Annotated in this window: 22 protein-coding genes; 14 read left to right on the top strand and 8 right to left on the bottom strand. The window is 31.9% G+C overall.

What is annotated here, in order from left to right; translation table 11 throughout:
• Nucleotides 1-71: 71 nt before the first annotated feature.
• On the bottom strand, nucleotides 72-239 hold the full coding sequence (locus tag ABD766_RS13955) for a hypothetical protein (protein ID WP_344817254.1): 168 nt from the start codon (nucleotides 237-239) through the stop codon (nucleotides 72-74).
• Between the two features lie 13 nt (nucleotides 240-252).
• Nucleotides 253-624 carry a fluoride efflux transporter CrcB gene (crcB, locus tag ABD766_RS13950; protein WP_344817253.1) on the bottom strand — a complete coding sequence of 124 codons (372 nt, stop codon included), beginning with the start codon at nucleotides 622-624 and terminating at the stop codon, nucleotides 253-255.
• A gap of 145 nt (nucleotides 625-769) precedes the next feature.
• Here crcB and ABD766_RS13945 point away from each other — a divergent pair, with 145 nt between their 5' ends.
• The 7 genes from ABD766_RS13945 (at nucleotide 770) to yidC (ending at nucleotide 9556) form a co-directional block, all read left to right on the top strand.
• On the top strand, nucleotides 770-1237 hold the full coding sequence (locus ABD766_RS13945) for a hypothetical protein (protein ID WP_344817252.1): 468 nt from the start codon (nucleotides 770-772) through the stop codon (nucleotides 1235-1237).
• A gap of 376 nt (nucleotides 1238-1613) precedes the next feature.
• Complete coding sequence (guaA, locus tag ABD766_RS13940; protein WP_344817251.1) at nucleotides 1614-3143, top strand: glutamine-hydrolyzing GMP synthase; 1530 nt, start codon at nucleotides 1614-1616, stop codon at nucleotides 3141-3143.
• A gap of 87 nt (nucleotides 3144-3230) precedes the next feature.
• A complete protein-coding gene (locus ABD766_RS13935; protein ID WP_344817250.1) occupies nucleotides 3231-5129 on the top strand; it encodes a PBP1 and LysM peptidoglycan-binding domain-containing protein in 1899 nt (632 codons plus the stop codon).
• Nucleotides 5129-5533 carry an OsmC family protein gene (locus ABD766_RS13930; protein ID WP_344817249.1) on the top strand — a complete coding sequence of 135 codons (405 nt, stop codon included), beginning with the start codon at nucleotides 5129-5131 and terminating at the stop codon, nucleotides 5531-5533. Before ABD766_RS13935 ends, ABD766_RS13930 begins: the two co-directional genes overlap by 1 nt.
• A gap of 85 nt (nucleotides 5534-5618) precedes the next feature.
• Nucleotides 5619-5855 carry a DUF3820 family protein gene (locus ABD766_RS13925; protein ID WP_344817248.1) on the top strand — a complete coding sequence of 79 codons (237 nt, stop codon included), beginning with the start codon at nucleotides 5619-5621 and terminating at the stop codon, nucleotides 5853-5855.
• 126 nt (nucleotides 5856-5981) lie between these two features.
• Nucleotides 5982-7592: a CTP synthase gene (gene pyrG / locus ABD766_RS13920; RefSeq protein ID WP_344817247.1), complete on the top strand. Its 1611-nt coding sequence runs from the start codon at nucleotides 5982-5984 to the stop codon at nucleotides 7590-7592.
• A gap of 71 nt (nucleotides 7593-7663) precedes the next feature.
• A complete protein-coding gene (gene yidC, locus ABD766_RS13915) occupies nucleotides 7664-9556 on the top strand; it encodes a membrane protein insertase YidC (RefSeq protein ID WP_344817246.1) in 1893 nt (630 codons plus the stop codon).
• 56 nt (nucleotides 9557-9612) lie between these two features.
• Here the strand turns inward: yidC and ABD766_RS13910 are convergent, their stop codons facing one another.
• Nucleotides 9613-10617 (bottom strand): fasciclin domain-containing protein, encoded by a 1005-nt coding sequence (locus ABD766_RS13910; protein WP_344817245.1) that lies wholly within the window; start codon nucleotides 10615-10617, stop codon nucleotides 9613-9615.
• A 286-nt stretch (nucleotides 10618-10903) separates the two neighbouring features.
• Complete coding sequence (locus ABD766_RS13905) at nucleotides 10904-11866, bottom strand: fasciclin domain-containing protein (RefSeq protein WP_344817244.1); 963 nt, start codon at nucleotides 11864-11866, stop codon at nucleotides 10904-10906.
• Between the two features lie 162 nt (nucleotides 11867-12028).
• On the opposite strand from ABD766_RS13905, the gene ABD766_RS13900 reads away from it, so the two are divergent.
• From ABD766_RS13900 to ABD766_RS13875, 6 genes are all read left to right on the top strand, one after another.
• Nucleotides 12029-12739: a toxin-antitoxin system YwqK family antitoxin gene (locus ABD766_RS13900; RefSeq protein WP_344817243.1), complete on the top strand. Its 711-nt coding sequence runs from the start codon at nucleotides 12029-12031 to the stop codon at nucleotides 12737-12739.
• Between the two features lie 104 nt (nucleotides 12740-12843).
• Nucleotides 12844-14031 carry a tRNA 2-thiouridine(34) synthase MnmA gene (gene mnmA, locus ABD766_RS13895; protein WP_344817242.1) on the top strand — a complete coding sequence of 396 codons (1188 nt, stop codon included), beginning with the start codon at nucleotides 12844-12846 and terminating at the stop codon, nucleotides 14029-14031.
• Between the two features lie 26 nt (nucleotides 14032-14057).
• Entirely contained in the window at nucleotides 14058-15668 is a 1611-nt protein-coding gene (locus tag ABD766_RS13890) for a S8 family serine peptidase (RefSeq protein ID WP_344817241.1), read from the top strand.
• Nucleotides 15669-15686: 18 nt separating this feature from the next.
• The gene (locus tag ABD766_RS13885) at nucleotides 15687-16625 is read left to right on the top strand and encodes an NAD(P)H-dependent flavin oxidoreductase (protein WP_344817240.1); all 939 of its coding nucleotides are present in this window, start codon (nucleotides 15687-15689) and stop codon (nucleotides 16623-16625) included.
• Between the two features lie 66 nt (nucleotides 16626-16691).
• A complete protein-coding gene (gene pafA / locus ABD766_RS13880; protein WP_344817239.1) occupies nucleotides 16692-18308 on the top strand; it encodes an alkaline phosphatase PafA in 1617 nt (538 codons plus the stop codon).
• 73 nt (nucleotides 18309-18381) lie between these two features.
• The gene (locus tag ABD766_RS13875; protein WP_344817238.1) at nucleotides 18382-19290 is read left to right on the top strand and encodes a YitT family protein; all 909 of its coding nucleotides are present in this window, start codon (nucleotides 18382-18384) and stop codon (nucleotides 19288-19290) included.
• Between the two features lie 18 nt (nucleotides 19291-19308).
• Here the strand turns inward: ABD766_RS13875 and ABD766_RS13870 are convergent, their stop codons facing one another.
• From ABD766_RS13870 to lysA, 3 genes are all read right to left on the bottom strand, one after another.
• Nucleotides 19309-19794 (bottom strand): hypothetical protein, encoded by a 486-nt coding sequence (locus ABD766_RS13870; protein WP_344817237.1) that lies wholly within the window; start codon nucleotides 19792-19794, stop codon nucleotides 19309-19311.
• Between the two features lie 325 nt (nucleotides 19795-20119).
• Nucleotides 20120-20959 carry an alpha/beta hydrolase family protein gene (locus ABD766_RS13865; protein ID WP_344817236.1) on the bottom strand — a complete coding sequence of 280 codons (840 nt, stop codon included), beginning with the start codon at nucleotides 20957-20959 and terminating at the stop codon, nucleotides 20120-20122.
• Nucleotides 20960-21196: 237 nt separating this feature from the next.
• The gene (lysA, locus tag ABD766_RS13860; RefSeq protein ID WP_344817235.1) at nucleotides 21197-22402 is read right to left on the bottom strand and encodes a diaminopimelate decarboxylase; all 1206 of its coding nucleotides are present in this window, start codon (nucleotides 22400-22402) and stop codon (nucleotides 21197-21199) included.
• 414 nt (nucleotides 22403-22816) lie between these two features.
• Between lysA and sucC the strand changes: the two genes are divergently transcribed.
• Nucleotides 22817-24010 carry an ADP-forming succinate--CoA ligase subunit beta gene (gene sucC / locus ABD766_RS13855; RefSeq protein ID WP_344817234.1) on the top strand — a complete coding sequence of 398 codons (1194 nt, stop codon included), beginning with the start codon at nucleotides 22817-22819 and terminating at the stop codon, nucleotides 24008-24010.
• An 86-nt stretch (nucleotides 24011-24096) separates the two neighbouring features.
• Here sucC and ABD766_RS13850 read toward each other — a convergent pair whose 3' ends face one another.
• Nucleotides 24097-24303, bottom strand: coding sequence for a YgaP family membrane protein (locus ABD766_RS13850; RefSeq protein ID WP_344817233.1), 207 nt, complete (start codon nucleotides 24301-24303; stop codon nucleotides 24097-24099).
• Nucleotides 24304-24342 lie beyond the last annotated feature (39 nt).

Here is a 24342-nt window from a genome sequence, read left to right as displayed (position 1 = left end):
ACACAATCGCTATATAGATTAACACAGAATTTAAAGATTACTTCCTTAGAAAAATCAAAATTTAATTGGAATCAATGACGTGAACCTTTCCAAGTTCCGCCATATTTGTAGTTTTCCAATTTTTGAGATTTCTCGCAACACGATTTGCATACAAAAAGCCAAGTTTTTCCTTTATCAATTTGAATTCGAAACAATATTGATTCTTCTACTTTGCACAAGTCACAATTTTTGGTTTTCATTACAATATTTGAATTACTTAGAAACAAAAAGTCCTAACCAAACAGCAAATATTCCTAGCAAAACACTTAAAGTAATATAGCCAAAAGCTAACAAGGAATTATTGTTTTGAAACAAAGTATAATTTTCAAATCCAAAGGTAGAAAAAGTAGTGTAACCACCACAAATTCCTGTGATTAAAAACCATTTTAAATTGCTATTAGCCAAGTTGTTTTTTTCCAAGATTCCAATCAATAATCCAATTAAAAAACAACCCAAAACATTAGTAATAAATGTTGCCAACGGAAAATGATTTGCCCAATATTTATTGACAAAAACCGAAGTTAGATATCGTAAAACACTACCAATGGCGCCACCGATTGCTATATATAGAATTGTTTTGAGCATTACTTTAATTTGATTTCAAATGTAATGAAACCATAATAATTTGTTATTAAAAATAAGAATTTAATTTTTTGAAGGTTATTTTATTAGATTTGTTTTGATATTAGTCATTGCAGTTAACTCATATAAAATCAAATTAATATTAAAAATGGCAAGTAAAAAGTTTACTGAAGCAGCTCAAAATTTATCGAAAGCAGCAGAAATTGCAATTGAATCATTAAAAAAATTTCCTCCTAAAGAATATGATAATGATTATTATAAATATATATTAAAATGTTGTATCGAGCGCCTATTCTTTATCAATAATCCTGAACCAAAGTACCGTAATTTAAGAAGTTTAAAATATCTTGAAGAGGAAGTATTTACTCGATTTCAAGAAGGTAGTGGCGAAGATATTGAAGAGTTTTGGAAAAGAATAAAAGAAGAAAATTTGCCTTTTAAACGAGAAAATAAAATGGCAAAAATATTAAAGCGTAAAAAAATAAATAACGATATTGAATATGATTTTGTAACCGATGTTATTGTGCCTTACCAACAAGAAGGAATGATAACAGAGGAAGAAGTGATTTTGCTTAATACTTATTTGGGGAATTTTGAGAATAGAAAAAGAAAGTAAAAAGATAAAATATCAGTTTGATTTTTGAACGTTATTCAATCAGTTTTGTCTAATATCAAATAATAAGTGCTGTTTCCTTTGTTGTTTTTTCTAAGTTGTTGTCTAGAATTTTTTTATTAAAATTTATCGATTAAACAAATAAGAAATCTTTACTAGAATATAGCATAAAGTAAATTAGAATTAAATTTACTTCTAAACAGAAAATAAGTAAAATAACGGTTTAATTATATTATTATAACATAGTATAGGCATATCAAAGGCATATCAAAGGTATATCAACGGTACGGTTGTGGTACCCTAATTTTTATTATAAAAAACTTCAAACTTTTTCCACTTTCCTCATTTTGTTTTCTTCTAAAAAATAGTACTTTTGCGCATGCAACACAACGTACTTATTTTAGATTTCGGCTCGCAATACACACAACTTATTGCACGCCGCGTTCGCGAATTAAATATATTCTGCGAAATTTTTCCTTACAATCATTATCCAACTGATTTATCGTCTTACAAAGCGGTTATTCTTGGCGGAAGCCCTTACTCGGTGCGCTCAGAAGATGCTTTGCAAATCGATTTGTCCGAAATTAGAGGTAAATTACCTTTGCTTGCCGTTTGTTATGGTGCGCAATATTTAGCTCATTTTTCAGGTGGAGAAGTAGCTGCTTCCAATATCAGAGAATACGGAAGAGCCAATTTATCATACATTAAAGAAGATGAGGTTTTCTTCGAAAATGTAAACCTCAATTCACAAGTTTGGATGAGCCACAGTGATACCATTAAACATTTACCAACGAATGGTGTAAAACTAGCAAGTACCAACGATGTAGAAAATGCGGCATACAAAATTGAAGGCGAAACTACTTACGCTATTCAGTTTCACCCAGAAGTATATCATTCAACTAACGGAAAGCAAATGCTTGAAAATTTCTTAGTAAAAATTGCAGAAGTTCCTCAAAATTTTACTCCAAATGCTTTTGTTGAAGATTGCGTTAAAGAATTACAAGAAAAAGTAGGAAATGATAAAGTAGTTTTAGGACTTTCAGGTGGAGTAGATTCTACAGTAGCAGCAGTTTTATTGAACAAAGCTATTGGTAAAAATCTATACTGTATCTTCGTTAATAATGGTTTGTTACGTAAAAATGAATTCGAAAACGTACTTCACCAATACAAAGACATGGGCTTAAATGTAAAAGGCGTTGATGCTTCGGCACGTTTTTTGGAAGCATTGGCTGGAGTTGATGATCCAGAAACGAAACGTAAAATTATTGGTAATGCTTTTATAGAAGTTTTTGATGATGAAGCGCACAAAATTGAAGATGTAACTTGGTTAGCCCAAGGAACGATTTATCCAGATGTTATCGAATCGGTTTCTGTAAAAGGTCCGAGTGCAACGATTAAATCACATCACAATGTTGGCGGTTTGCCTGATTTTATGAAATTGAAAATTGTGGAACCACTTCGAATGTTGTTTAAAGACGAAGTTAGAAGAGTTGGAGCAACTTTAGGAATCGATCCTGAATTGTTAGGAAGACATCCTTTTCCAGGTCCAGGATTATCGATTAGAATATTAGGCGATATTACACCAGAAAAAGTACGTATCTTGCAAGAAGTTGATGCAGTGTTTATTAACGGATTAAAAGAACACGGATTGTACGATAAAGTATGGCAAGCAGGAGCGATTTTGCTTCCAGTAAATAGTGTAGGAGTAATGGGTGATGAGCGTACGTACGAAAAAGTAGTAGCACTTCGCGCAGTAGAATCTACAGACGGAATGACAGCGGATTGGGTACATTTACCATATGAGTTTTTGATGAAAATCTCTAACGAAATCATCAATAAAGTGAAAGGTGTGAATAGAGTTGTATATGATATTAGCTCAAAACCACCAGCAACTATCGAATGGGAGTAAGAAAGTTGGCAGTCTCAGTTGGCAGTTTTCAGACATGTTATTGCTTAATGAAACTTAATTTCTTAATGGTTTAAAATTTTAAAAGATATGTTTAAAAGAGTAATTTGTATAATTGTATTGATGTTTGCAACTTCTGTTTTCGGACAGAATTATACTAAGCACAAAGTGGCTAAAGGAGAAACGATTACTCAAATTGCGCAAAAGTACAAAGTGACGCCTTACGATATCTATAAGTTAAATCCAGATTCGCAAAGCGGAATTCAACCAGATGCTATTTTACTTATTCCTAAAAGTATTGAAAAAGTAACTTCAAATGAAGTTCCGTTTAAGGAAAAAACATACACAGTAAAAGCGAAAGAAACACTTTATAGTATTGCAAAAGAGAATAATGTAGAAATTTCAGATTTAGAGGAAGCGAACCCATTTTTGAAAACTGATGGATTGCAACCAGGACAAGTTTTGAAAATAATGAAGTATGAAGAGCCACCAAAAGTGCAAATGGGAACTAAGATATTCTCTACTCATGAGGTAGTTGCAGGTGATACAAAATACAGTATTTCCAAAAAATACGGAATTTCAGTAGAAGAACTAGAAAAGCAAAATCCAGAAATAAAAGACAATCTTCCTGTTGGTTTTAAATTAAAAATAAATAGTAGTGAGAAAGTAGTTGCTCAAACTGAAGTAGTAAAACCAAAAACAGAAGTTTATAAAGGAAATACTTTAGAATATACAGTAAAATCAGGCGAAACGATGTACAGTTTAACCAAACTTTTAGGTCTATCGGAAGCTTCATTGATTGGTTTAAATCCAAGTTTGAAAGAAGGTGTAAAAGAAGGAATGATTCTTAAAGTTCCAGCAACACTTTCATTTTCAAAAGAAACTAAAAACAGTTTGAAAGACTTGACAAAATCTATTTCAAGCCAAAAAAGAAAAGAGTTAGTCTTGTTTTTACCTTTCAATGCATCTAAAATCCAAAACGATACGGTTACTTCAATTTCAGAACGATTAAAGAAAGATAAATTTCTAAACATGACTTTAGATTTTTATGCTGGAGCTTTAATGGCCATAGATTCAGCTAAAGTTCTAGGAATGAATTTGGATATTAAAATATACGATTCTCAAGAAACCAAAAATTCAACTAGTGCTCTTTCGGTTATTTCTAATAATGATTTTTCATCAACAGATGCCGTTATTGGTCCGTTCTATCAAGTAAATGTTGAAAAAGTAGCTGATGCTCTAGAGAACAAAAATATTCCAGTAATTTCACCATTGTCAAGAGATGAAGGAAAATCTTATAAGAATTTGTTCCAATCAATGCCTCAAGCTGATGCTGTTAAAGGTGCAATGTTCAATTATATGCAATCCAAAAACGGAAATATAATCGCAGTAATTGATCCCAAAAAAACTTCAATAAAAGAGTATATTCAAGATTTTCAAAAAGATGTTAAAGTAGTTGGTCTTACTGACAAAGGTGGCTTTGTAGCCGATAGTATTAAAAAACATTTTGTAAAAGACAGAATAAATTATGTTGTAATGGCTTCAGAAAAAACTGGAACTATTTTTACAACAACATCAGCAATGTCGAGTGTTATGAAAGACTATCAAGTGCAATTGGTAATATTAGAACCCAACGAAACTCTTGATTTTGAAGAAATAGCCTTATCTCGATTGACAAAATTAAAAATGGCTTATCCTTCAGCAACAAAAGACAACGATTCTGATGAAGCACAAAAATTTGAAAGAGCTTTCAAAAAGAAAAATAAAATACTTCCAAATCAGTACGCAGTTCGTGGTTTCGATTTAACTTTTGATATAATGCTGCGATTAGCACAAGACAAGCCTTTTGAAGAATCCATAAATGATGATGCAACGGAACAGGTGGAAAGTAAATTTGATTACGCCAAGAAAATTTCAGGAGGTTACACTAATAATGGTATTTATATTCTTTACTACGACGAAGATTTAACAATAAAACAAGCACAATAATGGCAACTTCCAAAGTAACTTATTTAGGAGATTTACGCACTTCTTCCATTCATTTACAATCAGGTTCTGAGATTATTTCTGATGCTCCAATTGATAACAACGGAAAAGGAGAAGCATTTTCTCCAACAGACACCGTTGCCAATGGTTTAGCCAGTTGTATGTTCACTGTTATGGGAATAAAAGCTCGCGATTTAGAAGTAGATTTTTCAAATTCAACAGCAGAAGTAACCAAAATTATGGGAACCGAGCCAAGAAGAATCACCGAAATTCATGTTACTTTCAATATGAATGTTATTGTTGACAATAAAACCAAAACCATCCTTGAAAGAACAGCAATGACTTGCCCAGTTTTTTATAGTTTACATCCAGAAATTAAGAAAGAAATTGTTTTTAATTGGAAATAATATCAGAATAAAGAAAATAGAACATAGAATATAGATGTTCTAAAAAAGTCTATATTCTATTCTCTTTAATCTATTTTCTAAATAAATGGACGACCAACAAAAATCCCTAATCAAATTAGCTCACACCAAAATGCCTTTCGGCAAATACGAAGGCAAATATCTTATTGACTTACCTGAGTATTATTTAGTTTGGATTCACAACAATCGTCTTCCTAATGGGCAGCTTGGCGAACAACTCAAACTCGTTTATGAACTCAAGTTAAACGGTTTAGAAGAGCTAATTCGCAATATTAAAAAGCAATATCCGAAGACAGATCGTTAGATTATTTGATTACTAGATTTTAGGATTTTTTTCTAACAATCCAATAATCTAAAAGTCTAATAATCCATTTTAAATTCTTATTTTTGCATCGTTTTTTACAACAACACAACTACAACAAACAATAAAATGAATCAAACGAAATACATTTTTGTTACTGGCGGTGTGACTTCTTCCTTGGGTAAAGGAATTATCGCAGCATCTTTGGCAAAATTATTACAAGCACGAGGTTACCGAACAACCATTCAAAAATTTGATCCTTATCTAAATGTCGATCCAGGAACTATGAATCCTTATGAACATGGCGAATGTTATGTTACAGATGATGGAGCTGAAACAGATTTAGATTTAGGTCACTACGAAAGATTTTTAAACGTTCCAACATCACAGGCAAACAATGTAACTACAGGAAGAGTTTATCTTTCGGTTATTGAAAAAGAACGTCGTGGTGAGTTTCTTGGAAAAACAGTTCAAGTTGTTCCTCATATTACCAACGAGATTAAAGAACGCATGCAATTGCTAGGTAATTCAGGCGATTTTGATATTGTAATTACCGAAATAGGTGGAACAGTTGGTGATATTGAATCACTTCCTTACATCGAATCGGTTCGTCAATTGGTATGGGAATTAGGTGAAAGTAACGGAATTGTAATTCATTTAACGTTAGTTCCTTATTTGGCTGCAGCAGGTGAATTGAAAACCAAACCGACACAGCACTCAGTAAAAACATTGATGGAAAGCGGAATCAAAGCTGACATTTTAGTTTGTAGAACCGAACATGAATTGTCAGATGAAATTCGTCAAAAATTAGCTTTGTTTTGCAATGTAAAACGCGAAGCAGTTATTCAATCCATCGACGCTTCAACAATCTATGAAGTTCCTTTGTTGATGCTAGAAGAAGGTTTGGATGTTGTGGCTCTAAAAAAATTAGATTTACCTCAAAAAAACACGCCAGATTTAGAAAACTGGAACACTTTTTTACACCGATTAAAAAATCCAAAACATACCATAAATGTTGGTTTAATTGGAAAATATGTAGAATTGCAAGATTCATACAAATCGATTTTAGAAGCATTTATTCACGCAGGTGCATCTAATGAAACTAAAGTAAACATCATTAGCATACATTCAGAATATATTGATAAAGAGAATGTTGCAGAAAAATTAAAAGGAATCGACGGAATTCTTGTAGCTCCAGGTTTTGGTGAAAGAGGAATCGAAGGTAAAATAGAAACCGTTCGTTACGCACGTGAAAATAATTTGCCATTTTTCGGAATCTGTCTTGGAATGCAAATGGCTGTTATCGAATATTCTAGAACTATTTTAGGATTAACCGATGCCAATTCAACTGAAATGAATCCAAACACAACCAATCCAGTTATCGACTTGATGGAAGAACAAAAAACCATCACCGACAAAGGAGGAACAATGCGTTTAGGTTCATGGAAATGTGATTTGAAAGAAGGAACTTTGGCACATCAAATTTATGGTAAAACACAAATTTCAGAACGTCATCGTCACCGTTATGAATACAATAACAAGTATGCTGCCGAACTAGAAAGTGCAGGTTTAATAAGCTCCGGAATCAACCCAGACACAGGTTTAGTTGAAATTGTAGAGATTAAAAATCATCCGTTTTTTATCGGTGTGCAATATCATCCAGAGTATAAAAGTACTGTTGCCAATCCACAGCCAATTTTTGTTAGCTTTGTGGCCGCAATGGTAAAGAATAAAAAATAATTTTCAGAATAATTTGAAAATTGGAAACAAAACAGTCAAAAAAGCGACTGATGTATAAATTATAAAGAGTAATGGAAGAAAAGAAGTTTGACAAAAATTCGATTATTGGTTTCGCCTTAATCTTCGGGATTATAATGTGGATGATGTACAATGGTCAAAAGACTGCACAAGAAGAACAAGCCCAAAAAATCAAGCAAGAAAAAATTGATAAAGCCAAAAAAGCTAAGGAAGTTGCTACAAAACAAGTTTTACAAACGGTTGTAGATACTACAGTAAGTGATACGGTAAAACTTCAAAAACTTAGTGGAGCTTTAGGAAGTTTTGCTTATTCGGCGACATTGCCATCAGCAAAAGAAAGTTTTACGACAATTGAAAACGAATTGGTGACTTTAAAAATCGCTAATAAAGGTGGATATATTGCTGAAGCAGTTCTAAAAAACTACAAGAAATTCGAAAAGAATTCAGGACAATTAGTTGAATTAATTAAAAATAATAACGCTAATTTCAATCTTGAACTTCAAACCAAAGACAATAGAGTTTTAAACACTAAAGATTTATTCTTCGAACCAACTTTAACTAAAAATGGAAACGATCAAATTCTTTCCATGAAGTTAAAATCAGGAGCAAACGAGTTTTTAGAATACAAATATGTGTTGAAAGCTAACGATTATATGTTAGATTTTGACGTTCGTTCTCAAGGATTAAGTAAAGTTTTAAATACTTCAAAAGCAGCCGATTTGCAATGGGATTTGAAAACCTACAGAAACGAGAAAAGTGTTTCTTACGAAAACCGTTATGCTGAAATCTATTTTGAAAACGACGGAAAAGTAGATTATGCAGGTTTAGGAAAACAAGAAGATGAAACCTTAGAAAAAGCAACTTTTATCGCTTACAAACAACACTTTTTTAGTTCAATTTTATTATCGCAAACTCCAATCGAGAATGTAAAAGTTAGCTCAACAGATTTAGTTAATGATGATAAAATCGATACTGTTTTCACAAAACAATTTAAAACTACTTTACCATTAGCATTCAAAAATGGTGAGTTAGATTATAAAATGAATTGGTATTATGGTCCAACGGATTATAAGTTGTTGAATAAATACGATAAAAATATCGAAGACATCGTTCCATTAGGTTGGGGAATTTTTGGATGGATAAACAAACTAATTTTCATTCCACTTTTCGGATTCTTGAGTTCATTCATGGGATTAGGAATTGCCATTATTGTATTTACAATCATTATCAAGATTGCAATGTCGCCAATTACTTTCAAGTCGTTTTTGTCACAAGCAAAGATGAAAGTATTGCGTCCAGAAATTACAGAGCTTAACGAGAAATTTGCAAAAGATCCAATGAAGAAACAACAAGAAACAATGAAATTGTACAACAAAGCTGGAGTAAATCCGATGGCTGGTTGTATACCAGCATTGATTCAGTTGCCGTTTATGTATGCTTCATTCCAGTTTTTCCCATCTGCAATTGAGTTAAGACAAAAAGGATTCCTTTGGGCAGAAGATTTATCATCATTTGACCAAATTTTCAAATTACCATTCAACATTCCATTATATGGTGATCACGTGAGTTTGTTTCCAATTTTGGCTGCAATAGCTATTTTCTTCTATATGAAAATGACTTCAGGCGATCAAGCTATGGCACAACCACAACAAGAAGGTATGCCAGACATGGGTAAAATCATGAAAGTAATGATTTATCTTTCACCAATCATGATGTTGATTTTCTTCAACAGCTACGGTTCAGGATTGAGTTTATATAACTTTATTTCTAACTTAATTACTATCGGAATTATGTTAGTTATCAAGAAATATTTTATTGATAGTGATAAGATTCATGCACAAATTCAAGAGAATAAAACTAAACCAAAAACTGAAAGTAAGTTCCAAAGAAAGATGAGAGAAATGATGGAACAAGCAGAAGAACAAAAGAAATTAAATAAGAAATAATATAAAAAAACCCAATCAATTTTGATTGGGTTTTTTGTTTTTATAAATAGGATAAATTATAATGTAGGTTGTAATACTTTGTCAACCGCATGTATTACACCATTTGAGCATTGAACATCCGTTACAATGATATTCGCTTTTACTGGAGTAGTATCCGAAATTTTAGCACCAGCTGTCAAATCGATAGTAAGATTTTGAACTGGACTTGTAATAGTTGGAACCACTTGACCATTAGTTAGACTACCTGCTAATACATTTCCTGCTGTTGTTACATGATATTGTAATACTTTAGATACTTGTGCTGGAGTTGCACCTACTGCAAATCCAGAACCAGTAGTAGCTGCAGTAAAGGCAGCATTTGTTGGAGCAAAAACGGTTTTAGTTGTAGTATTTGATAAAGCAGCAGCAACTGCTGTTTGATCTCCAAATCCATTTCCATTTGTTGCTGTACTTGTAACAACGGTTACCAGAGTTGAAAATGCTGGATTTGCAGCTGCATGTGTAATAATAGTTGGAAGAGTGATAACAGCATCAACTTTGTGAATTACACCATTTGTTGCAATGATATTGAATGTTGAACCAGCTGTTGTTGTGATTACTGATGACATGCCATTCAATCTCACACCAGATGTAGTATTAACATACATACTTAATGTGTTTGTTGTTGATGCAGTTCCTTTTGCTAAAGTTTTGATGTAAGAATTATTCGTTAATCCAGTAGACTGAACCGAACCGTTCACAACATGATTTAATAAAATTTGTCTAAGTGCAGGAATGTCAGCTGTAGGATAATTATCAATAACAGTTGCAGTTAATCCTGCATTAATAAATGCTTGATCTGTTGGGGCAAAAACGGTGAAAGGTCCAGCACCTTGTAAAGTAGCAGCTAAATCTGCTTTTTTAAGTGCTTTTACTAATAATGTTAAATCACTTGCTTTTGAAGCAATACCTGTAATTGTATTGTCAACTGTTGGCTGAGGATTGTCATCATCGCTACAAGAAGTTAGCATTAATACTAAAAAGGCAAAGATTGCGATTAATTTGGTTTTGTTTGTTTTCATAATGATTTTTTATTTAAAGTTATTTTGTTTAGCTAAGTAACAAAATGATTAAACAAAAAATTAAAATTTTTAATATGTTTAACTTTTTTGTTTAACCTTTAAAGTCAATAAGTTGTGTGTTTTTTTTGTAAATGTTCGAGGTATTTGTTTATTTTAATTATATAAAAGTTAAACAAAATACATAGATTCATTGATTTGTTTATAGTATTTTTCTTATAAAATATTATTTTAACAAAAAAAAAGCTGTCAAATTATTTGACAGCTTTAAATATATAGTTAATTTATATTATAAGGTTGGACGTAATGCTTGACTTAATACATGTATTACTCCATTGGTACATTGAATATCAGTGATGATGATGCTACAATTTCGGTTATTAGAATCTTTTAATTTAGGACCAGTACTCAATAAAACTTTAACAAATTGAGGTGTTGCTTGTGTTGTTAAAATTTCTCCTTCAGATAAATCGGAAGCCAATTTATTACCAGTTACGACATGATAATTTAATACTGTTGTTAATTGTGCAGAGGTTAATGCAGCAACTCCACCAGGTAATTCATTGTTTAAAGCTACCAATGCAGTATTATATGGCGCAAATAAAGTAAATGCTCCAGAACCAGATAATGTAGTAATATAATCCGGTTGACCAGTTGTAGTTAATAAACTTGATAATGTGTTAAAATTTGGATTTGCATTAATATGGGTGACAATTGTAGGTAATCCAATTACAGCATCAACAACGTGAACAATTCCATTACTTACATAGTTATTTGCTGCAGTAACTTCAGAGATACCATTTAAAACAACACCATTAGTTTTGTTTACAAATAAACTCAAGTTGTTGTCAGATACATTTCCTACAGCTAATGTTTTTACATATCCAGTGAATGGCAAATCATTTGCAGTTTTTACTTGAGTTACCACATGATTTAAAAGAATTTCTCTTAAAGTTGTTGTAGGAACAGCATTAATGTTTGCAAAACCATTGGCTAATAAAAACGCATCAAAAGCTTCATTGGTTGGAGCAAAAAGAGTATATTTTGTATCGCCATTTAAAGTTGCAAGTAAATTAGTTCTTTCTAATGCCACACCTAGTGAAGTTAAATTTGACTTTGATTGAACAAAACCAGAAATACTTAATTTTTTTGCATTAATATCATCTTCTTGACTACAACTTACAAAAAAAGTTGAAATGGATAAAAAAAATACGATTAAAATTGAACTTTTTAGAATAGATAGTTGTTTCATAATTTATTTAATGTTGTTTTCTTACATACTAATAATCAACAACAAAAGTATGCAAATAATTTAATTTACAAATAATATTTTTGCACTAAGCTATTTTGGAATTACATTTGCTATAATAATTCAATAATAAATTAGTTATATAGTCAATAAATAATAAAATATATGAAATACATATTGTTAGCTTTATTTTTTACTGTTTCAATTTTTGCTCAAGATATCAATAAGTTAGATGAAAAAGGTAAAAAGCATGGAACATGGAAAGGTATTTACGAAGAATCTAAACGTCCCAGATATGAAGGAACATTCAATCATGGAAAAGAAACAGGAATATTCAAATTTTATGATGATACAAAAGATGGAACCGTAATAGCCACAAGAGAGTTTAATGTAAAAGATAATTCTTGCTACACTATTTTCTACAACCAAAAAGGAAACAAAGTTAGTGAAGGTAAAGTAGTAAATAAAAAATATGAAGGCGAGTGGAAATATTATCATGAAGATTCGCCTCAACTTATGACTCAAGAATTTTACAAAAACGGAAAGTTAGATGGCTTAAGAAAAGTGTTTTATGTAAGTGGTAAAATTGCTGAAGAATGCAATTATACTGCTGGTGTTAAAAATGGAGCCTACAAAAAATATACAGAAACCGGAATCATCATTGAAGAAAGTAACTATAAAAATGGCGAATTCGATGGTCCTTCGGTCTTTAGAAGTTCTGATAATGTTGTTATGGCAAAAGGAAATTTTGTCAATGGAAAAAAAGAAGGTATTTGGGAGTTTTTCAAAAATGGAAAAAGAGTAAAGGAAAATATGAGCAAACAGAAGGTTAGAAAGTTTGTCAAAAAACCAATGACTCGAGAGGAAGATAGATAATTTAATAATAAATAATATTTACCAAAGTATATGTTTTAACAATTAAAGCATATACTTTTTTTGTTTTTATTAATGTAAATTTGCATTAAAATTAAATCAATTAAATGAAACGTGTAGTTGTTGGACTTTCTGGTGGTGTAGATTCAAGTGTAGCTGCTTATCTTTTAAAGGAGCAAGGCTATGAAGTAATCGGTCTTTTTATGAAAAATTGGCACGATGATTCTGTTACGATATCTAACGAATGTCCATGGTTGGAAGACAGTAACGATGCACTTTTAGTTGCCGAAAAACTCGGAATTCCATTTCAAACAGTAGATTTAAGCGAACAATACAAAGAAAAGATTGTCGATTACATGTTCAAAGAATATGAAAACGGACGAACTCCAAATCCAGATGTTCTTTGTAATCGTGAGATAAAATTTGATGTTTTCATGAAAATTGCGCTAACACTTGGTGCCGATTTTGTGGCAACAGGTCATTATTGCAGAAAAGGAGAAATTGAAGTCGATGGTAAACCTGTTTATCAATTACTTTCAGGTAAAGATGATAACAAAGACCAATCTTATTTTCTTTGTCAATTATCTCAAGAACAATTAGCTAAATCTTTATTTCCAATTGGTGAATTAACTAAGCCTCAAGTTAGAGAAATAGCTATGCAATTGGATTTGGTTACTGCAGAAAAGAAAGATTCTCAAGGACTTTGCTTTATAGGAAAAGTGCGTTTACCAGAATTTTTGCAACAACAATTACAACCAAAAGAAGGTTTGATTTATGAAATTCCAGCAGATAGCAAAATTTACAACACTTCAAAACCTACTTTTAATTCTTTAGAAGAAGAACTAATTTTTGAATCAACATCAATTAAATATAATTCAGAAAGCGGAAAAGTTGTTGGAAAACATCAAGGTGCACATTATTTCACAATCGGTCAACGAAAAGGATTAAATGTTGGTGGTACAAAAGAAGCTTTGTTTATTATAGCTACAGATGTAAAATCTAATGCGATTTATACTGGACAAGGACACAATCATCCTGGTTTGTTTAAGAAAGCTTTGAAAGTAAATTCATCTCAAATTCATTGGATACGAGAAGATTTAAAACTTAAAAATGGCGAGTCAATGAAAGTAATGGCTCGTATTCGTTATAGACAAGAATTGCAACAAGCAACCTTATATCAATTTAAAAGCGGACTTTATGTTTACTTCGACCAACCACAATCGGCAATCACAGAAGGACAATTTGTTGCATGGAATATTGAAGATGAATTAGTTGGTTCGGGAGTAATTTCGTAATTTAGTACTTTCAAAAAATAAAAGCTATGAAGAAAATCCTACTATTAATTGCTTTTTTTGTGTCATTTGCCTCTTTTTCCCAAGAAGATGCATGGGTTTATTTTAATGATAAACCAAATGCACAAACTTATTTGAATAATCCGTTAACGATGTTAACCCAAAGAGCATTAGATAGAAGAGCGGCTCAAGGAATAGCATTAAATGTAAACGATGTTCCAGTTGCACAAACATACATAGATCAAGTTGATGCAGCTACAGGAATTACTGTAAAAGCTAAATCAAAATGGCTAAATTGTGTTCATGTGAGAGGAACAGAAACCGATATTAACGCTTTAGAAAGTCTTCCTTTTGTAAGTCAGATAGTTTTTGCAGATAATTCTCTCAACGCAAGAACTGCAACCCCAAAAAAGAACAAACCAGTCAATAAGCAAATGAATGTGCAAACAACTTTTGCTTATGGAAATTCAGCCAATCAAATAGAAATGCTTAACGGACATTTGTTGCATCAAGCAAATTATACTGGAACTGGTAAAATAATTGCAGTTTTAGATTCTGGTTTTTTAAATGTGAATACGGCGCAACCTTTTCAAAGACTATTCAACAATAATTTAATACTTGGCGGATATAATTATGTTAGTCAAAATACAAATGTTTACTCTTTACACAATCATGGTACATTAGTGCTCTCATGTATGGGTGGATTTACAGATGGTCAACTGGTAGGAACAGCTCCAGATGCTCAATATTATTTATTTGTAACAGAAGATGTTTCTGAAGAAAATCCAGTTGAAGAAAGTTATTGGGTGGAAGCTGCAGAAGAAGCAGATAGGTTAGGAGCCGATATTATAACAAGTTCACTAGGATATTTTGGATACGATAATCCTAATTACAGTCATACGTACTCTCAAATGACTGGAAATATTGCTTTTGCTTCTAAAGGTGCTAATATTGCTTTTTCTAAAGGAATGGTTGTGCTAGCAAGTGCTGGTAATTCTGGTAGTTCAGCCAATCCACATATAGGAGTTCCAGCTGAAGCTACAAATGTACTTGCAGTTGGTGCAGTAAGGTTTGACGAAACTTATGCTACTTTTAGCTCTATTGGACCATCTTTTGACGGAAGAGTAAAACCCGATGTTATGGCTAAAGGTCAAGCAACAACGCTTTCTAATACAAATGGTGATATAGTAACAGCAAGCGGAACATCATTTTCTTGTCCAGTTATGGCAGGTATGATTGCAAGTTTTTGGCAAGCCGTTCCCAATCTTACTAATCAACAAGTTGTAAATTTTGTAAAACAATCTGCAGATAGATTTACCAATCCTACCTCGCAATTTGGCTATGGAATTCCAGATTTTCAATTGGCTTTACAAAACGCTCTTCTTACTGTTGGTGAAAATCAAATTGAGCAATTTCAATTTTTCCCAAATCCTACAAATGATAATATAACTTTTGTTTCGCCAGATGTTGTTCTTGGTTCATCAGTAAGATTTTATAATAATTTAGGGCAATTAGTTTTGTCAAAAAATATTGATAATCCGATTCAAAATCTTTCATTAGAAAGCTTAAATGCTGGAATTTATTACTTTACAATTTCAACTTCAGAAAAAGTACTTCAAGGAAAAATCATCAAAAATTAATTTCTGAATTTCGATTCAATGAATAGAATTACACAACTTTTCAATATACAATATCCAATTATTCAAGGTGGAATGATATGGAATTCTGGTTACAAATTAGCAAGTGCTGTGAGTAATGCTGGCGGATTAGGATTAATTGGCGCAGGTTCAATGTATCCAGATGTTTTGCGAGAACACATTCAAAAATGCAAAAAAGCAACGGACAAACCTTTTGGTGTAAATGTTCCAATGTTGTATCCCAATATTGAAGAAATCATTCAGATAATTATTGAAGAAGGTGTAAAAATAGTTTTCACATCAGCAGGAAACCCAAAAACTTGGACATCACATTTAAAAGCCAACGGAATTACAGTAGTTCATGTTGTGAGTAGTTCAAAATTTGCTCTTAAAGCACAAGAAGCTGGTGTAGATGCAGTAGTTGCAGAAGGATTTGAAGCTGGCGGACACAATGGAAGAGAAGAAACAACTACGTTGACTTTAATTCCGATGGTGAAAGAAAATATTACTATACCATTAATTGCTGCTGGTGGAATTGCAACAGGTCGTGGAATGTTAGCAGCAATGGTTCTTGGTGCAGACGGAGTTCAAATGGGAAGTCGTTTTGTGGCTTCCACAGAAAGTTCTGCACACGATAATTTTAAGAAAACAGTTATTGAAACTGGTGAAGGTGAAACACAATTAACCTTAAAAGAATTAGCTCCAGTTCGTTTAATTAAGAACAAGTTTTATAACGATTTGCAAGAATTGTACGCCAAATGTCCAACCAAAGAAGATTTGGAAACGCTTCTTGGAAAACGAAGAGCTAAACGCGGAATGTTTGAAGGTGATTTAATTGAAGGAGAACTAGAAATAGGTCAAATTGCTGGATTAATTCACGATATAAAGCCTGTTGAAACCATTATTAATGATATTGTAGAAGAGTTTGAAAAAGCAAAAAAAGAAGCTAGTAGTTTTTAGTATTTCTTAATGGTTTATTCATAAACAATCACTTTCTATTACTTACTTTTGCACAAATTATCTATCATGAAAAAGTTATTCCTTTTAGTTTTTCTTTCTTTTATTTCATTAAAAATCCAAGCTCAAGAACGTCCAAAATTAGTAGTCGGAATTGTTGTCGATCAAATGAAAATGGAATACTTATATCGTTTTGAAAGCGATTTTTCTAAAAATGGTTTCAAGCGGTTGATGAATAAAGGTTATACTTTTCATAATGCTCATTATAATTATATGCCAACTTATACTGCACCAGGACATGCTTCTGTTTACACAGGAACAACACCATCAATGCACGGAATTGTAAGTAACGAATGGTTTCACAGAACTTTAAAAAAAGAAGTGTATTGTACAGATGATGCAACGGTTTCAACATTAGTTCCTGGTACAGAAACCGAAGGAAAAATGTCGCCAAGAAATTTGCAAAGCACTACAATTACAGACGAATTGAAATTGGCTACAAATTTTAAAGGAAAAGTTATTGGAATTAGTATAAAAGATAGAGGTGCCATTCTTCCTGCTGGACATTTTGCTGATTGGGCTTTTTGGTATACCAAAACTGGCGAGTTTATTTCGAGTTCTTACTATGGTGAAAAACTTCCAACTTGGGCTGATGATTTTAATAAAGAGAAGAATTATATCGCTTATGCAAATAAAGGTTGGGATTTATTAAAGTCGAAAGAAATCTATAACGAAAGTCTTCCAGATGATAATCCGTATGAAGGAAAATTGTATAAAAAAACACCATTCTTTCCATATAATATGAAAGAAATGCTTGATAATAATGACGCAGGAGTTTTAAGAGTTAGTCCTTATGGAAATAATTTAGTTGTTGATTTTGCCAAAAGAGCCATCGAAAAAGAAGCATTAGGAAAAGATGAAGTAACAGATTTTTTGGCAATTAGCTTTTCTTCAACAGATTACATAGGTCACACTTTTGGTCCGCGTTCTATTGAAATTCAAGATACTTATTTAAGATTAGATCAAACTATTGCAGAGTTCTTAAACTATTTAGATGAAACCATTGGTAAAAATAATTATTTGGTTTTCTTAACTGCAGATCATGCTGGAGCAGAAAATGTCACTCATTTAAAAGATAACAAATACCAAGTAAATAATATCAATTATAAAAACGTTTCAAGTGATTTAAAAGACTTTTCTAAAGCTACTTTTGGGGAAGATTTGATACTGAAATATGATAGTTTTAATGTGTTTTTTGATAAAGATTTAATAAAAACTAAAGGATTAGATTTTACTAAAGTAAAGCAATCATTCAAAGATTTTTTATACACAAAAGAGTATGTAAAACGAGTTTATACAGAAGAAGAAATTTTAGCTTCATCTCCAAATGATGAATTGCTAGGATTTATTTCAAAAGGCTATGATCCAACACAAAATGGTGAATTGTATTTTGTTTACAAACCAGGTTATATGGAATATGGAGTTACTGGTACAACTCATGGATCACCTTATTCTTATGATACTCATGTTCCGGTCATTTTTTACGGATGGCACATCAAAAAAGGTGCTTCACATGATAAGAAATTGATTACTCAAATTGCTCCAACGGTATCACAATTGCTAAAAATAACGATGCCAAACAGCACTAAAAGTGAAGTATTGACAGAACTTTTTACTAAAAACTAAAGTACTGTTAAAAATTCTAACATCACTTTTCATTCGATACAAAATTTAGTAACTTGTGCTAAAATGAAAAAGTATGAAATTGATATTTGATGCCTTAGTTAGAAAAAGCGGTAGAGTTCCACAATTAGTTTACACACGTCATATAAAAGATTTTATCTTGATAAGTATTGGTGTTGTTTTGGCTACCATTGGACTAAAAGAGTTTCTTTTACCAAATAATTTTCTAGATGGAGGTGCTATGGGATTGTCTCTACTATCAGAGATTATAACAGGTATTGAATTGTCAATTTTGATTGTTTTAATCAATTTACCTTTCATCATTATTGGAGCTAAGCAAATATCAATGGAATTTGCAGTTAAAAGTGCTTTAGCTATTTTAGCATTATCACTTTTGGTACATTTCATCACTTTGCCAGCTATTACAACTGATAAATTATTAATATCTGTTTTTGGAGGATTTTTTCTCGGTGCCGGAATTGGTTTCGCCATTCGTGGTGGCGCAGTCATTGACGGAACTGAAGTTTTAGCAATCTATGTAAGTAAAAAAACGAGTTTGTCTGTTGGTGATTTTATTTCGGTTTTTAATGTGATTTTGTTTTCCTTTTCAGCTTTGTTAGTTAGTGTTGAAACCGCAATGTATTCGATGTTGACTTATTTTGCAGCATCTAAAACAGTTGATTTCATTATTAATGGTATTGAAGAATACATTGGCGTAACCATAGTTTCAAGAAACGCAAGCGAAGTCAAACAAGCCATAATCGATAATTTAGGTCGTGGAGTAACAGTTTACAATTCAGAAAGCGGTTATGGAAAAACAGGTGTGAATTTTAACGAAAATAAAATCCTTTTTTGCGTTGTAACTCGTCTAGAAGTAACAAGATTATTACTAGAAATTGATAAAATTGACGAAGAAGCCTTCGTAGTGCAACATTCCATAAAAGACACCAAAGGCGGAATGATTAAAAAGCGTCCGTTGCATTAAAATAATTTTTTACTAATTTTAGTTAAGGTTTTTATATTTAGCTGTTTTTGTGAAAATCATTTCTTTTTGCCAACAATCTTCATATTTTGATTCACACTTAAATTCAAAACCATCTTTTAATATTTTACCTTGATAATTTAGTGTTGTTTTTGAAAGTCCTACTGATTCTTCATTTTTGCTTTTTTGCTTTACTATTTTGAATCGTGTTTTTACAAATAATTTTCGATGCTCAATTTCAAACCTAATAATATTTTCTATTATGCTCAAGTTTTTCATTTCGTTTTCATAGAAAAAAATTCCGTGTCCACTTCCATTTTCAGTTCCGTAATATTTTCCAACTAATTTGCCATTTAAAGTGTCAATAACTATGAAGTGATTTTCAATTTTGTTTTCAGTTTTAAATTCATAAGTTCCAATTAATGAAAAATTATCTCTGTTGTTTTTTTCATTTTTGAACGAAACTAAAATTAATCCAATAATAAATATTACAATAACTTTTTTCATTTTTTTGCTTTTCGTAGCTCGAAAATATTCGCTAACGTTTCTGTGCTTGGCGAGTTTGCGAAATTAGGAACCAATTATTTTCTATCCCGATAGCGCGGATTTGCAATCCGTGCCCACAAACAAAGTCAAACCAAAAATACAAATTTAAACTTCAAATCACACAGTATGATTAAAAAACGTCCTTTACATTAAAAATAAAAATTCCATCAAAAATATTAGTTGAAATTTTTTATCTATATCAGTATGGATTAGTTATTTGGAACTCAATTTCAATAAATATCGATTTAGGCAATTTCATTAAACGATGTTAGTTGAAGGTCTATTATTAATGACTATTAATAAAGTTATTAAATTCAGTCTTAGCCGTTGGACTTTCAAATAGAGAGGCGTGTTCACCACCAACAATCTCAACAAACTGACTATTTTGACAATTTGTACAACTTAGCACATCTTGTTTAAAAGTTGGCCAAGAATACATTTGAATAGGTGAGTCATTTAATCCTTGTACAAATAAAATGTCAGACTTGAATCCATTTGTGAAATTAAGTAATGATCTTTGAAAGTAGGCATTAGGATTGTTTGTTGTCGTTCCATAAACATTTTTAAGTTTATTACAAACAGCACCCGATTGGATTTGTCCATTTTCCTCCAATTGACATCTATAAACAAGGTTTAATGGACCTGGCGCATTGGCAATAACACCATTTGTTTGATGCATTGTATTTAGTCTTGTTACCATATATCCTCCTTGAGAGTGTCCGCCTAAGAATATTTTTTTTACAGTTATTCCTAATTCTTGGCTTGCTTTATTTTTCAACCATAACAAAGCAGCTTCGCCTTGAACAATATTATCGCCAAATAAAACATTTTCTTGAGGATATGCAACACTTACAATCATCATATCATTTCTATCTAAAATACCTTTGAATTTATCTAGAGTTGTATTGGCTGCAGTCATTAAGTTGGAGTCATATTGAACAGTTCCGTGAAACACTAACAAGGCATCAACTTCATTTAATGCTGGTTTGTCTATTACAACATCAACATTAATATTGTTATAACTAACAGTCTTTGTTATTCTAGATGCCGCAAGAGAAGTTTGTTCTGTACTGTTGTCTTTGTTACACGAGAAAAATAACAATGCAAAAAATATAAATAATCTCATAAAATATAATTTAAATATTTGTTTAGACTGTTCACTTTTAATAAGGTTTAATCTCGATAGCACACATTTGCAATCCGTGCCCAAAAACAAAGCTAAACCAAAAATACAAATTTAAATTTCAAATCACGCAGAATGATTAAAAAAACGTCTATTGTATTAAAATAAAAATTCCACTAAAATTAATTAGTGGAATTTTTTCAAATATGAAATTTTGACAATTTTTGAAATTCGTGGCTTTTAAACTTCAACCACAACTTGATTCTTAATCAAATCTTCAAAAGCTTCTCTTTTACTAATTAAATGACCTTTTCCATCTTTCCATAAAACTTCTGCTGGTTTAAAGCGTGAGTTGTAGTTCGATGCCATTGAGAAGCAATAAGCTCCAGCATTTTTAAAGCATAAAACATCACCTTCTTTTATTTCGGCAATTCTTCTGTTGTTAGCAAACGTATCGGTTTCGCAGATGTAACCTACAACGGTGTAAAAACGTTCTTTTCCTTTTGGATTAGAAATGTTTTCAATCATGTGTTGCGAACCATAAAACATTGGACGAATTAAATGATTGAAACCACTGTCAATTCCAGCGAAAACTGTTGAGGTGGTTTGTTTTACTACATTCACTTTGGCTAAGAAAAATCCAGCTTCACTTACAAGGAATTTTCCGGGTTCGAAAGCAAGCGTTAACGTTCTTCCATATTCTTTTTCGAAAGCTAGAAAACGTTTTGTTAATTTTTTTCCAAGTTCTTCGATGTTGGTTTCGATGTCGCCTTTTTTGTAAGGAACTTTGAATCCTGAACCAAAATCTAGAAAATCAAGTTCTTTAAATTGTTTTGCCGCGTCAAATAGAATTTCGGCAGCATACAAGAACACTTCAATATCTAAAATATCGGAACCTGTGTGCATGTGAATTCCGTTGATGTGCATTTTAGTATTTTCAACAATACGCAAAACGTGTGGAATTTGATAAATTGAAATCCCAAATTTACTATCAATATGACCAACAGAAATATTCTCATTTCCACCAGCCATTACGTGTGGATTGATACGAATACAAACTGGAACTTTTGGGTATTTTGCTCCAAAATGTTCTAAAACAGAAAGATTATCAATATTGATTTGAACACCAAGTTTGGCAACTTCTTCAATTTCTTCAAAGGAAACGCCGTTGGGTGTAAATATAATTTTGTCTGGAGTGAAACCAGCGTGTAAACCAAGTTGTACTTCTTGATAAGAAACAGTGTCTAAACCAGAGCCACACTTCTTCAGCAACTTCAAAATCGTAATGTTTGACAAAGCTTTCATCGCATAATTAATTCGAAGGTTTTCCACCTTAGAAAATGCAGCTGTCAAACGGTTATACTGATGCTCAATGGTTGTAGCGTCATAAACGTACAACGGACTGCCAAATTCTTCGGCAAGCGCAAGTAACTCTTTTGGTTGCATGATTTTTTTAGTTTAAAAGTTTAAAAGTTTATGAGTTTAAAAGTTTACTATCAAATATTTTTTACTTGTAACTCATAACTTTTGCAAATATAGCTCATCAAATAAGGAATTCAAATTGGTTTAACATTTCTACGAATTTGGTAATTTTTGCATTAAATTTTTTTCAATACCATAACAAACTAGCCCTGATACTGGAATTGTTTAAGCTCTTTTTTATATTGTTGCTTGAGGTACTCGAAGGCAACTGTATAAAAAAAGCGAGTTCCGTAGCAGGAAAATGGATTATCGAAAAAAACCAAGCCATTCGCTCCTAATTATTTCTAAAATAAAGTTACTAAATTGATATACATTTCTTTTTGGTTTCATTCTATTTAATTACTTTTGTGAAACTTTTTAAACGACAAACTAATACTTATGAATATACACGAATATCAAGGTAAAGAAATTCTAGCAAAATACGGTGTACGCGTTCAACGTGGAATTGTTGCTAATAATCCTGTAGAAGCGGTTGCTGCTGCAAAACAATTGACTACTGAAACAGGTACGCAATGGTATGTTATCAAAGCTCAAATTCACGCAGGTGGAAGAGGAAAAGGTGGCGGTGTTAAGTTGGCTAAAAACTTAGAACAAGTTACTGAAATTTCAGAGCAAATCATTGGAATGCAACTAATCACTCCACAAACTCCACCAGAAGGAAAAACGGTTCACAAAGTTTTGATTGCTGAAGATGTTTATTATCCTGGTGAAAGTGAAACTTCTGAATTCTATATGTCAATTTTATTGAATAGAGCTACAGGAAGAAATATGATTATGTATTCTACTGAAGGTGGAATGGATATCGAAGAAGTAGCAGAACACACACCACATTTAATTTTTACAGAAGAAATTGATCCTCAAGTTGGTTTACAAGGTTTTCAAGCAAGAAGAGTTGCTTTTAACTTAGGACTTTCTGGAAATGCTTTTAAAGAAATGGTGAAATTTGTTGACTCATTATACAATGCTTACATTGGTTCTGATTCATCAATGTTTGAAATTAACCCAGTTTTAAAAACATCTGATAATAAAATTATGGCAGTTGATGCCAAAGTAAATATTGACGATAACGCTTTATACCGTCAGCCAGTTTATGCTGAAATGCGTGACGTTAGAGAAGAAAATCCAATTGAAGTTGAAGCTAAAGAAGCTGGATTGAACTATGTTGACCTTGACGGAACTGTAGGTTGTATGGTAAACGGTGCTGGATTAGCAATGGCAACAATGGATTTGATTAAATATGCAGGTTTTGAGCCAGCAAACTTCTTAGACGTTGGTGGAACTGCAGATGCAAAACGTGTGGAATTAGCTTTTAGAATTATCTTAAAAGATCCAAACGTGAAAGCTATTTTAATTAACATCTTTGGTGGAATCGTTCGTTGCGACCGTGTTGCTCAAGGAGTTGTTGATGCTTACAAAAATATGGGTGACGCAATCAATGTGCCAATCATTGTAAGGTTACAAGGAACAAATGCAGAAATTGCTAAAGAATTAATCGATAATTCTGGAATGCCAATTTTATCTGCTGTTCAATTTCAAGAAGCAGCTGACCAAGTTCAAAAAGCGCTTTCATAATAAATTGAAAAGGACTTTAGTCCAATTATAAATAAATATAAATCCCGAGGGTAATGCTCGGGATTTTTTTGTTTTTTGATTGGAATTTATTTCTTAACCGAACAAGTATTGATTCCTAATAAAGTGTATAACGGACAGAAACTTACTAAACTGGTTAGAGCAAAAACTGCCGCTACAACGACAGCTACGATTCCTAAAGTTCCTGTAATTGTTCCGTTGTAGAATAAGAAAGCTAAAACTGCAGCAACAATCAATCGGATTATTTTATCTGCTGTACCCATATTTTTTTTCATAATAAGTTAATTAGTTGATTATTATATGATAAAGGTACG

It is taken from the genome of Flavobacterium cheonanense (genome assembly GCF_039539185.1).
GTDB lineage: Bacteria > Bacteroidota > Bacteroidia > Flavobacteriales > Flavobacteriaceae > Flavobacterium > Flavobacterium cheonanense.
Note: the sequence above shows the minus strand (reverse complement) of the source record. Positions and strands in the feature narration are given on the sequence as shown.